Origin of the sequence: Vibrio profundi (genome assembly GCF_043642225.1) — a bacterium.
Classification (GTDB): domain Bacteria; phylum Pseudomonadota; class Gammaproteobacteria; order Enterobacterales; family Vibrionaceae; genus Vibrio; species Vibrio profundi_A.
The window spans coordinates 243802-256418 of record NZ_JBHZSF010000003.1 but is presented as its reverse complement, the minus strand read 5'-3'; the positions used below and the strand labels follow the sequence as shown (position 1 = coordinate 256418).

8 protein-coding genes are annotated in these 12617 nt (G+C 45.5%); 6 read left to right on the top strand and 2 right to left on the bottom strand.

The window, feature by feature from the left end; genetic code table 11:
• Positions 1 to 57: 57 nt before the first annotated feature.
• A complete protein-coding gene (locus ACHUFI_RS07710; protein WP_394247846.1) occupies positions 58 to 1110 on the bottom strand; it encodes a UDP-glucose--hexose-1-phosphate uridylyltransferase in 1053 nt (350 codons plus the stop codon).
• Between the two features lie 278 nt (positions 1111 to 1388).
• Positions 1389 to 2408, bottom strand: a complete 1020-nt coding sequence (gene galE / locus ACHUFI_RS07705) for a UDP-glucose 4-epimerase GalE (protein WP_394247844.1) — start codon at positions 2406 to 2408, stop codon at positions 1389 to 1391.
• A gap of 366 nt (positions 2409 to 2774) precedes the next feature.
• Here galE and ebgR point away from each other — a divergent pair, with 366 nt between their 5' ends.
• From ebgR to ygjJ, 6 genes are all read left to right on the top strand, one after another.
• A complete protein-coding gene (ebgR, locus tag ACHUFI_RS07700; RefSeq protein WP_394247842.1) occupies positions 2775 to 3758 on the top strand; it encodes a transcriptional regulator EbgR in 984 nt (327 codons plus the stop codon).
• Positions 3759 to 4071: 313 nt separating this feature from the next.
• Entirely contained in the window at positions 4072 to 7188 is a 3117-nt protein-coding gene (gene ebgA / locus ACHUFI_RS07695; RefSeq protein ID WP_394247840.1) for a beta-galactosidase subunit alpha, read from the top strand.
• Positions 7189 to 7191: 3 nt separating this feature from the next.
• Entirely contained in the window at positions 7192 to 7644 is a 453-nt protein-coding gene (locus tag ACHUFI_RS07690) for a beta-galactosidase subunit beta (protein WP_394247838.1), read from the top strand.
• A gap of 163 nt (positions 7645 to 7807) precedes the next feature.
• The gene (locus ACHUFI_RS07685) at positions 7808 to 9232 is read left to right on the top strand and encodes an amino acid permease (protein ID WP_394247836.1); all 1425 of its coding nucleotides are present in this window, start codon (positions 7808 to 7810) and stop codon (positions 9230 to 9232) included.
• 523 nt (positions 9233 to 9755) lie between these two features.
• Positions 9756 to 11189 (top strand): amino acid permease, encoded by a 1434-nt coding sequence (locus ACHUFI_RS07680; RefSeq protein WP_394247834.1) that lies wholly within the window; start codon positions 9756 to 9758, stop codon positions 11187 to 11189.
• 354 nt (positions 11190 to 11543) lie between these two features.
• Complete coding sequence (gene ygjJ, locus ACHUFI_RS07675; protein ID WP_394247832.1) at positions 11544 to 12602, top strand: protein YgjJ; 1059 nt, start codon at positions 11544 to 11546, stop codon at positions 12600 to 12602.
• The last annotated feature ends 15 nt before the right edge of the window (positions 12603 to 12617 follow it).

The window sequence follows — 12617 nt, the reverse complement described above, 5'->3', positions numbered from 1 at the left end:
AAACTCTTTGTTCAATTAGTTATGGCCCCTTTATGGCACCACTTTAATTCTTTGCGATTACTGCTCTTTGTAATGAACGTCACTCAAATCACGCAGACGTTGTGCAGCTTGCTCTGCCGTTAGATCACGTTGCGATTCTGCGAGCATTTCGTAGCCGACCATGAACTTACGTACCGAAGCGCTTCGCAGCAATGGTGGATAGAACAAAGCGTGTAATTGCCAATGATCGATATCCGTGCCTTCTTCAAAGAATGGGGCATAATGCCAACCCATCGAGTAAGGGAAAGAGCATTGGAACAGGTTGTCGTAACGGCTGGTTAGCTTCTTAATCGCGACCGCTAAATCATCACGCTGCTCGTCAGTTAATTCGCTCATGCGGCGAATATGCGTTTTAGGTAGCAACATGGTTTCGAACGGCCATGCCGCCCAGTAAGGCACGACGGCAATCCAATGCTCAGTTTCAACCACAGTGCGAGAGCCGTCTTTCATTTCTGCTTCTACATAATCAACAAGAAGATTCGAACCTTGTTGCGCGAAGTACTCTTTTAACAGCTTCTCTTTTCGCTCAATCTCGTTTGGTAAAAAGCTGTTCGCCCAGATTTGGCCATGTGGGTGAGGCTGAGAGCAGCCCATGGTCTCGCCTTTGTTTTCAAACGCTTGAACCCACAGGTAGTCTTTACCTAGCTCTTCAATTTGTTCATTCCAAGTATCAATCACGCCACGAATTTTATTAACGGGCAGCTCTGGTAAAGTTTTGCTGTGATCCGGTGAGAAGCAGATAACGCGGCTTAGCCCTCTAACACCTTGTGTTTTAAATAGCGGATTATCGGATTCTGGCGCATCAGGCGAATCTGGCATCAACGCCGCGAAATCGTTACTGAATACGTAAGTACCCTCGTAATCTGGGTTTTCATCACCCGAGATGCGAGTGTTAGTCGGACACAAAAAACACTCTTTGTCGTACGCAGGCAGTTGCTCGGTGGATGGCTTCTCATCTTGGCCACTCCATGGACGTTTAGCACGATGCGGGGAAACCAAAATCCACTGGCCGGTCAGTGGGTTGTAACGACGGTGAGGGTGGTCAACTGGGTTAAATTCAACTTTTGACATACTTACATTACTCTTAAATTGTGTACCTTGGTCAATTCACCAAGACAAATAATTCTTCTACAAGGAAATTGCCTATCACGCTCATTCCTCGCTTTAGGGAATGGCATTTGAGTTCATCATTTCAGTATCGAGGAACGAGATATCAGGTCTCTTTCTTCATCTGCATTCACCAAAGAAATTGAAGTTGCAGCTAGGCAGCAAGCTTTCCAATGTCCATGAGCATAGATCTTCTATGTGATTGGAATTGGTAAGCGCTGCTAACAACGCTGCGGCTCCAATTACGTAGGGGAATAGCCTTGGGGGTTATTTGATTGCCAGTTCCATGTATCTGCCGTCATATCCGCGACAGAACGCGTCGCTTTCCAACCTAAATCTTGCTCGGCTTTGGCTGTACTCGCCCAGCATTCCGAAATATCACCCGGGCGACGTGGGCAAATTTCATAAGGAACTGGCTTATCGCAGGCGTTGGCAAACGCTTCGACCATCTCAAGTACACTTGAACCTTTACCTGTACCTAAGTTGTAAATGTGCAAACCTGCTTTTTCTCCAACCGCTTGCAAAGCAGCAACGTGACCATCGGCTAAATCCATAACATGGATGTAATCGCGAACTCCCGTTCCATCCGGTGTTGGGTAATCGTTTCCAAAGACAGCTAACTTATCTCGGCGACCAACAGCCACCTGAGCAATAAACGGCATCAGGTTATTTGGAATACCTTGTGGATCTTCGCCCATCGTGCCTGAAGGGTGAGCGCCAACCGGGTTGAAATAGCGTAATAATGTGATGCTCCAATCGCCTTCAGCCGCAAATAGATCGGAATAACATTGCTCGACCATGTACTTACTTCGGCCGTATGGATTAGTGGTAGCGCCAGTTGGGGAGTCTTCAGTAATTGGAACAGTTTCAGGGTCGCCGTACACGGTCGCTGACGAGCTAAAGACAATGCTTTTCACTCCGGCTTTACGCATAGAACGAGCCAAAACCAGAGAGCCATTAACGTTATTATCGTAATACTCCAAAGGCTTAGCGACCGATTCGCCAACGGCTTTCAAGCCTGCAAAATGAATCACCGCTTGAATATCGTGATGAGAGAAAACCGTATCGAGAAAAGCTTCATCGCGAATGTCACCGAAATAAAAAGTGGGCTTTTCACCAGTCAGAGCTTCGATGCGCTGCAGTACTGCTTCTTTGCTGTTACATAAGTTATCTACGATGATCGGTTCCATTCCGGCTTGCATCATCTGCACACAAGTATGGCTTCCGATATAACCCATTCCGCCCGTTACCAGAACTTTCACTATACGCCTCTCTTAGTCTCAGATACCAAGGCAACAATGCCTTCAATACGTGAAATTGTAGCAACCAAATCTTAAAATGATCTGTGATCGATCCCTCATTGTGTAAACGTTTACACAAAACTCACCAACACTTGCTGTATAAATATCAATCACAACACAAATACAATCTAAAACTAACTTATTGAATTAAAAGGATTTAAATTATTGAAATGTAATTAATAAAACATGCTGATTAATTCGAGAAATTTTACTAAAAGTTAATGCAATCATGTTCAGTTTGATTACAATAGATGCATAAAAACTTTAGGTGTAACAACGCATTTATAAGATGCGTGAATTTTTAGCACCAAATAACAGGATGTAAAAATGGCAACGTTAAAAGATATAGCAACTGAAGCAGGTGTATCACTCGCAACCGTTTCACGGGTACTCAATGATGATCCGACCCTAAGCGTTAAGGAAGAAACGAAAAGGCGTATCTTTGAAATTGCTGAAAAGCTCGAATACAAAACCAGTAGTTCTCGTAAAGCGGTATCAAACAAAAAACAACATCACCACTTTCTTGCGCTATACAACTATAAGCAAGATGCCGAGGTTAACGACCCGTATTACCTATCGATTCGACATGGCATTGAAACACAATGTGACAAGCTCAAAGTTGAATTAACTAGCTGTTATGAAAGCAAAATATCTTTAGAGAAAAACCATGTGAGTGGTATTTTGCTAGTCGGCCGCACAACGCCAGAAGTGTTAGAGCAGGCGAAAAAGCTGACCGACAACATCTGTTACGTAGACTTTACCGACCATAACCAGCCTTACGATTCAGTCGATATCGACCTCGCGCGCATCAGCAAAGAAATCACCAACTTCTTCGTAGAGCAAGGCTACCAACGCATTGGGTTTATTGGCGGGCAAGATGACGTCGATACACCAGACATTCGCGAAGTCGCATTTGCTGAATATGGACAATTAAAGCAAGTCGTGAGTGAGCAAGACATTTACCGTGGCGACTTTTCGAGTTCATCAGGTTACAAGCTGGCTAAAGAAATGCTCGCAACGGGTGACTACCCTAAGGCATTATTCATTGCCTCAGATTCAATTGCGATTGGCGTTTTACGTGCCATTCACGAGCACGGACTTAACATTCCAAACGATATCGCACTGATCAGTGTTAACGATATTCCAACGGCTAAGTTCACCTTTCCTTCTCTATCGACAGTAAGAATTCACTCAGAGATGATGGGGATTCAAGGGGTTAACTTATTGCTAGAGAAACCAAGAGATGGCCGCACGATCCCTTTACGAGTCTATGTTCCTAGCAAGTTGAAGCTAAGGGACACAACCAAATAATTACGCTACTAAAGCGGTAACTCCCTCAAAAGCCACAGATTCTTTCTGTGGCTTTTTTAATTCCCCTTATTGCATATTCCTTACCCGTTCCATCCCAAATTCCAACCAAATGACATTCTTCTATCTCGATCACATCGAACCTAGAAATTCGCTCGAAAAACGTGATGAAGTTAAAGTAAAACGTTTTCACTAATTTCATTTAGTAAAACTTTTACTAATAATTACTTCAGTCCAAAAAATACTCGTATTCACTACGACCCAATTACGCATAAGAACGTCGGCTAGCATTCAAATAGGCCGAGAGAGAGGCAACGTGAACAACTGGGAAAACTTCCTGAACTTACATGAGAACCGTATGGCACCACGTGCTTACTTCTTCTCGTACGCATCAGAAAAAAATGCAAAAACGTTTCAGCGTGAACTGAGCAGCCATTTCCAACTATTGAGTGGCCAATGGAATTTCAGCTATTTCACCAACCCGCTATTGGTTCCTGAAGAGTTTTATTCTCAGGAAATGAGCGACTGGGGCAACATCACGGTTCCAAACATGTGGCAAATGGAAGGCCACGGCGATCTTCAATACACAGATGAAGGTTTCCCATTCCCAATTGATGTACCTTTCGTACCATCAGACAACCCAACAGGCGCTTACCAACGCTCTTTCTTCCTTGGCGAAAGCTGGGACGAGAAACAAACCATCATCAAATTTGATGGCGTTGAAACTTACTTCGAAGTTTACGTAAACGGCGAATATGTGGGTTTCAGCAAGGGCAGCCGTCTAACCGCGGAATTCGATATCTCTAGCCACGTCAAAGCAGGCAACAACCTGCTGTCTATTCGCGTGATGCAGTGGGCCGATTCAACTTACATCGAAGACCAAGACATGTGGTGGACGGGCGGTATCTTCCGTGATGTTTACCTTGTGGGTAAAGAACAACTTCATGTTCAAGACCTAACGGTTCGCACCGACTTCGATGACGCTTACCAAAGCGCGACCCTTTCGTGCAATGTTGCTCTAGAAAACCTAGCAGCAGCGACCAGCGCAACCCTTGAGTACGCATTGCTTGATGGCAGCCAAGTTATCTCGCAAGGCTCAGTGGATAACTTAAGTGTTCCTAACCAACAGACTGGCGGCAATGCGAATACTCAATTCTCTATCGATGTAGTGAACCCTGTTCAATGGAACGCTGAAAACCCATACCTTTACCAACTATTGCTGACGCTAAAAGACGCCGATGGCAAAGTGCTAGAAGTGATTCCACAACGTGTTGGTTTCCGTGACATCAAAGTTCGCGATGGTCTGTTCTACATCAACAACAAATACGTGATGCTGCACGGTGTAAACCGTCACGACAACGACCACCTAAAAGGCCGTGCTGTCGGCATGGATCGCGTAGAGAAAGACTTGGTGTTAATGAAGCAGCACAACATCAACTCAGTACGCACTGCGCACTACCCGAATGACCCGCGCTTCTACGAGCTATGTGATATCTACGGTCTATTCGTGATGGGCGAAACCGATGTCGAAACACACGGCTTTGCTAACGTTGGCGACCTAAGCCGCATCACTAACGATGCAGCATGGGAAGCGGTGTTTGTTGAACGTATTGAACGTCATATCCACGCTCAAAAGAACCACCCTTCTATCATCATGTGGTCTTTAGGTAACGAATCTGGCTACGGTTGCAACATTCGTTCTATGTACGATGCAGCTAAAGCGATTGATGACACGCGTTTGGTTCATTACGAAGAAGACCGTGATGCTGAAGTGGTTGATGTTATCTCTACCATGTACTCACGAGCTCAATTGATGAATGCCTTCGGTGAGTTCCCACACGAAAAACCACGTATCATCTGTGAATACGCACACGCAATGGGCAATGGCCCGGGCGGCTTAACTGAATACCAAAATGTGTTCTACAAGCACGATGCAATTCAAGGTCACTACGTTTGGGAATGGTGTGATCACGGCATTCTAGCGCGTGATGAAGCGGGTACAGAATTCTACAAATACGGCGGTGACTACGGTGATTACCCGAACAACTACAACTTCTGCATGGACGGCTTGATCTACCCAGACCAAACACCTGGCCCAGGCTTAAAAGAGTACAAGCAGGTTATCGCACCAGTGAAGATCCGCGACTTCAATCCTGAAGACGGCACATTCACCGTTGATAACAAGCTGTGGTTCTCAAACATTGATGACTACACCATCACTGCGGAAATCCGTGCTGAGGGCGAAACCATTGCAGTACAACACATCAAGGTTGAAGAGCTGGCTGAAAACTCTAGCCGTGAACTGACACTTAACTTGCCACAACTTGATGAGCGCGAAGTGTTTGTGAACTTTACTGTACGCAAAGATTCTCGCACGCCTTACAGCGAAGCGACCCACGACATCGCGGTGTACCAATTCCAAGTGAAAGAGAATACAGCACAGCTAGAAGCCTTCACCAACAACAATGCAACGACACTGAATGTTGAAGAGTCTCGTCTTGCTTACCTAATCAAAGGCCATAACTTTGCACTTAACTTCTCGAAAGTGAACGGCAAGCTGACGTCATGGTTAGTAAACGGTGAAGAGCTGATTAAGTCAGAGCCACGAATCAATTTCTTCAAGCCAATGATCGATAACCATAAGCAAGAGCACGATGGTTACTGGGAGCCTGCACACCTACAAATCATGCAGGAGCACTTCCGCACGCTTAACGTTGAACAGGTAAATGGCAAGGTAGAGATCACGACCACCAGCATCATTGCTCCACCAGTATTTGATTTCGGCATGCGTTGTGAATATCGCTACCAAATCAGTTCTGAAGGTCAACTAAACGTTGAACTGAGCGGTGAACGCTACGGTGATTACCCACACGTGATTCCAGTGATTGGTTTTGATATGGGCATCAACGGCGACTTCGACCAAGTTCAATACTACGGCCGCGGCCCAGAAGAGAACTACCAAGACAGCAAGCAAGCCAACATGATTGACGTTTACCAATCAACCGTGGCTGACATGTTCGAGAACTACCCGTTCCCACAAAACAACGGCAACCGCCAACACGTTCGTTGGGCTGCGCTTTCAAGCCGTGCGGGTAATGGTATTGCAGTAAAACCACAGCAAGAGATCAACTTCAGCGCATGGTTCTACACCAATCAAAACCTGCACCAAGCACAACACACCATTGAGCTAGAAAAGAGCGGTTACATCACCTTAAACCTAGATCACCAAGTGATGGGCTTAGGCTCTAACTCTTGGGGCAGCGAAGTGCTCGACTCTTACCGTGTGTACATGGAGGAGTTCCGCTACGGCTTAACTCTGATCCCATTCCAAGCGGGCGATTGCGACGCGCAGCACCTAATCAATCACAACTTTGGCGATGAGTTTTTTACGGCGAACACACCTAAAGCTCAACCACAACAGAACGAGGCATAAGCGATGATCGTTTTAGAGAACTTAGAACAATTTAAAGTCGTCTACCGCGACGGTCGTAAATGGCAGCGCTGTGTAGAAGCGATTGAAAACATCGGCAACATCAAAGATGGCGTGATGTATTCCATTGGTGACTCACTGGCTTACATGATTGAAGACGGCGTGGCTCGCAACACAAAAAACTTCACCGGTAATCGTCGCTACTTCGATGTGCACTACTACCTAGAAGGCCGAGAAACGGTTGAGTTCGCAACGAAGTCAGAGCTAGAGCAAATCCAAGCTTACAGCGATGAAACCGACCGTGAACACCTTATGGGTAACGGCGAAACTCGTGAGCTAGTTGAAGGCCAAGTGGCGATCTTCGATAACAACCAAGCTTACCGTTTTCACGGTGATCATCGAGTTCGCAAAGTGGTGTTGAAAGTGACCATTGAAGACGGTTACTTCCTCAATAAATAGCAATAACTCAATAAATAGCAATAACCCTATCTATTCACAGTATGAGCAGAGCCTTGCCGTTCAAGGCTCACATCATTCTGATATGAGAACACTCTGGTCTTCCCGCCTACAGGAAGACTAGAGAAATAATTACTATAAATTACGTGATTCATCGGAGGACATTATGTCTGAATCTTTACGCGGTAAGTTAGGCAAGTTTGCCTTGTTATCTATGACCTTTGCGGCGGTATTTAACGTCCGTAACATCGTAAACAACAACATCGAATTGGGATTAAGTTCAGCACCGATCTTTTTACTGGCAACTCTTGTCTACTTTATTCCGTTTGTATTCATCATTGCTGAATTTGTGTCTGCAAACAAAAACTCAGAGTCAGGCATGTACGACTGGCTGAAAAAACCATTAGGCTCAAAAGCAGCCTACCTTGGTTCTTTTCTCTACTGGTTCGTTAACCTGTTCTGGTTTGTATCGCTACTACCGAACGTGATTGCTTACGCCTCTTACGCGATGCTGGGTTACGAATACGCCTTCTCGCCTATCGTGACGTCAGTCATTTCGATTGCGCTATTTGCTGCCGCTACGCACATTTCAACCAAAGGTGCATCTTGGTTAGGTAAGATCTCTGAAATCGTAGCTTACGGCGTATTCGCTCTGTTCGCTATCTACGTAATTGGCGCACTGATGGCACTGGGTGGCGATCACGTTCCGGCTGAACCTATCACGCTAGAAGCGATGACCCCAACAATCAACTGGGCAACGTTAGGCATCATGTGTTGGATCTTCCAAGCAGCCGGTGGTGCTGAAACCGCAGCCGCTTACCTAAACGATGTGAAAGGTGGTCATAAGTCTTTCATCAAAGTGATCATCGGCGCAGGTATTGCGATTGGCGCTATGTACGCTATTGGCTCGCTACTGGTTAACGTATTCGTTGCACGTGAAGACCTAACATACGCCGGCGGCATGGTAGAAATCTTTACGGGTATGGCGCAGTTCTTCAACATCTCTGAATCAATGACTGGCCGCTTCGTAGGTATCATCCTATTCGTTGCGATGTTCGGTTCGATGATGATGTGGACAGCAGCACCGGTGAAAATTCACTTCTCTGAGATCCCACAAGGTGTTTACGGTGAGAAAACAACTGAGCTTAACGAACATGGTGTTCCAGTTCGTGCAGCATGGTGGCAGTTCGCGTTCGTATTCGTAATGTTAGTGGTGAATGGCTTCGGCTCTGAATCCGTACAAGACATGATGAACACCGCAATCAACCTAACGGCAGGTACTGCTATGCTACCGCCAATCTTCATCATGGTGGCATACTTTGTGTTCCGCTTGAAGCATGACGATACACCGCGTGACTTCCGCATGGGTACTCGCACGCAAGGTATGGCTGTGGTGTCTGTCTTAATCGGCATCTTTGTAATCAGTATGACAGCATCGGCATTCCCATCGGGCGTCGACCTAGTAAGAGCATTCTTCATTAACGTATTCATGACCGCAGTATTCTCAGCCATTGCATGGTGGTGGATCTCTCGCTTTGAGAAGAAGCAAGCGGCTAAAGAAATCACTTTGGAAACAGCAAAACAATCGTAAATCACCCTCAACAACAAAGCGCCCTTGTGGCGCTTTTTTTGTTTTAAATCAAAAAATTAATATCAGACACTTTATTTCAAATCCTCTTTATCACTCAACCCCAAATAGCTCTTAACCATACCGATAAAACACAAGTAAATATTTAACTAAAATTAACCCACCAACATCACATTAATACGTTTATTTGATTAACTTTTTACTGCTTAAACTTTACTCTTCCTAGTGAAGGAATGGCGTCTCGTACACACTTTGAAACGGCAAGGCCCTACAAATATTACATTGCCGAGATAAGTCGAGTTCTTCACCACCATTAAAAAACAGCTAGACCGATATTTTAAATGCACCAAATTTTACTTAAATGTCATTTTAGTTAATTACCTAATGATGGGAATAAAAACAATAAACGCCCTCCCCACCTCGTTCAGGTGGTCATTTGCAAAACAACATAACAATAAAACAGGCCTAGGGCGTCCCCACTAGGACCATGTGGCACTATAATTAACGTGATTCACCGGAGAACATCATGTCCGAAACCAAACGTAGCACGATAGGTAAATTTGCCTTACTGTCTATGACCTTCGCGGCGGTATATAGCTTCAATAACATCATTAACAATAATATTGAAATCGGGCTGTCCTCAGCGCCGATGTTTTTCCTTGCGACCATTTTTTACTTTGTCCCTTTCTGCTTGATCGTTGCAGAATTTGTTTCCCTCAATAAAAACTCGGAAGCGGGTGTCTACGCTTGGGTTAAAAGCTCTCTAGGTGGGCGCTGGGCATTTATTTCGGCTTACACCTACTGGTTCGTTAACCTCTTTTTCTTCACTTCTCTGCTGCCTAGAATCATCGCTTACGCGTCGTATGCGTTCTTAGGTTTCGAGTACATATTCACGCCAATGACCACAGCGATCTTGAGTACCATTTTGTTCGCGGTCGCCACCCACATCTCTAACAACGGCGCGAAACTACTAGGCCCAATCACCTCATTAACTTCGTCACTAATGCTGCTTCTGACCATGTCTTACATTCTTTTGTCGGGCGGTGCATTAATCGGTGGTATTGAGCCTGCAGACCCAATCACTATCGAAGCAATGACACCAAGTTTTAACTGGGCATTCCTAGGGGTGATCACTTGGATTTTCATGGCAGCAGGCGGTGCAGAATCCGTTGCGGTGTATGTAAACGACATCAAAGGTGGTCACAAGTCTTTCGTAAAAGTCATCATCATTGCAGGCATCTTTATCGGTGCGCTGTACTCAGTTGGCTCTGTACTTGCGAACGTGTTTGTTGCGCGTGAAGAGTTGAAGTTTACTGGCGGTTCAGTACAGGTATTCGAAGGGCTAGCAAGACACTTTGGATTGTCTGAGATCCTGATGAATCGCTTTGTGGGTGTGGTTTCATTCACTGCAATGCTGGGCTCGCTACTGATGTGGACAGCGACACCGGTTAAGATCTTCTTCTCTGAAATCCCTAAGGGCATCTTCGGCGAGAAAACTGTCGCACTCAACAAACAAGGCGTACCGGAGCGTGCCGCGTGGATCCAATTCCTTATCGTGATTCCACTGATGTTCATCCCAACGTTAGCATCGGATACCGTGCAAGATCTGATGAGTACCATCATCAACATGACGGCGGCGGCATCGATGCTTCCTCCTCTGTTTATCATGATCGCTTACCTGAACTTACGCCTTAAACTCGATCATTTACCAAGAGACTTCAGAATGGGCTCGCGTATAACTGGGGTTGTGGTGGTTTCTATCCTCATCGGTATCTTCACTGTCGGGTTCTTTGCCTCTACCTTCCCAACAGGCGCTGATATCATGACCATCATTTTCTACAACGTGGGCGGGATTGTGATCTTCCTTGGCTACGCTTGGTGGAAATACAACCAATATGAAAATGGGTTGACCGACGAAGAAAAAAAGCAAGAAGCCAACACCGCTAACGCTTCAGTTTAAATCTCCCTCCCCTCCTCAAAAGCACTGAATGAACCTTCAGTGCTTTTTTGTTTTTCCGACTTTAGCAATTCAATTGGGCGGATTTGACTTACCGCCACTCACAAAAAAACATTCACACCACCAATTCCAAAACTGGTTAAAACAACCGCTATATACAACTAAACATCACAGATAAAGTTTTAGTAAAATTAGATCACATTTTTAATCAAACACTGTTTCGTGGATTGAAAATATCATTATTATCAGCAAGGAGAACACAAGCCATCTGACCAATACGCCTATAGAGCACCCCCATATTAGAAGTCGGCAAAGCTTGTGCACATTCATTTATTTCACCTAATAGAAGTTAATAAAATGAAATCTAGTTTTACTAAACCAACTTTAATCGCTAGCTGTATCTTTGCCGCTTTATCTGTCAATGCAGCTGAAACAGAAGCTAACCACAGCCACTCCCAAGTTCCCGAAGCTGAATCAGAAACACTATTCAACTTTTACGGGGAACTTGGACTTGGTGGCCATACCGCGCTAGAGGGAGACGATAAAGGTCGTTACAGCGATGGTACCTACATTGAAGCTGGCCTTGCCATTGAACATGGTAATTGGTTTGGTCTTGCTTACATGGAAGGTTGGACGGTACAAGCCGATGACGATGGCAACGCATGGGCAACTGGCCATGGTTGGGGCGGCTTCGAAGGTGGCTTTAACCGTTTTTACGCGGGTTATCGAACCGACAACAAAACTGAATTTATGATCGGCCGAATGGACTCCTCACTAGATGATGTTCAATGGTGGGGAGACGCAACGGTCGAGTACGGCTATGCGATCTCAAATACTCGCGACGTCAACTTCGGCATCAAAATCCAAAACCTAGAAGGCAAGCTTCGCTACAGTATTTCAGCCGCTCCTGAATCTGACTTCTCAGAAGACGACGCTCTGATCCACTTCGGTAAATACGATAGCTTCGCTGACCAATGGAAAGACAAGAACGCCATGGTCAATGGTTACTTACAGTATGACCTTACAGAAAACCTGACGTTCATGGGTGGCGGTGAAGTCCGTAATAACGATGGCGGTGAATTACTACTATTGGGCGCGGAATACAAAAATGTGGCCGCTCGTGTTTGGCATGACACAGACAAGGGTAACCAAGAGTCTTTCGGTAGTGAGTCTGGCTTCCAAACCAGTGCATGGTACGAAGCAGCACAGGGCGTATACCTATCTGCCGCCTATAACTACGCTAACTTCGATGCAGACAATGGCGATAAGGAAATTACTTCTTACATTAATGCCGGCGTTTGGTACGAATACGGAAACGGCGCATTTGCGACCGCTTTTGACAGCCGCTTTGGCGTAGGCAGCGACACTGAGATCGGCGACGCACAAGTGTTCGCAATGCAATACTTCTACTGGTAATAACAGGAACTCATC

Coding starts and splice junctions, on each gene's coding strand:
- ACHUFI_RS07690 (WP_394247838.1), top strand. CDS start 7,192: ATGATCGTTTTAGAGAACTTAGAACAATTTAAAGTCGTCTACCGCGAC.
- ACHUFI_RS07685 (WP_394247836.1), top strand. CDS start 7,808: ATGTCTGAATCTTTACGCGGTAAGTTAGGCAAGTTTGCCTTGTTATCT.
- ygjJ (WP_394247832.1), top strand. CDS start 11,544: ATGAAATCTAGTTTTACTAAACCAACTTTAATCGCTAGCTGTATCTTT.
- ACHUFI_RS07680 (WP_394247834.1), top strand. CDS start 9,756: ATGTCCGAAACCAAACGTAGCACGATAGGTAAATTTGCCTTACTGTCT.
- ebgR (WP_394247842.1), top strand. CDS start 2,775: ATGGCAACGTTAAAAGATATAGCAACTGAAGCAGGTGTATCACTCGCA.
- ACHUFI_RS07710 (WP_394247846.1), bottom strand. CDS start 1,110: ATGTCAAAAGTTGAATTTAACCCAGTTGACCACCCTCACCGTCGTTAC.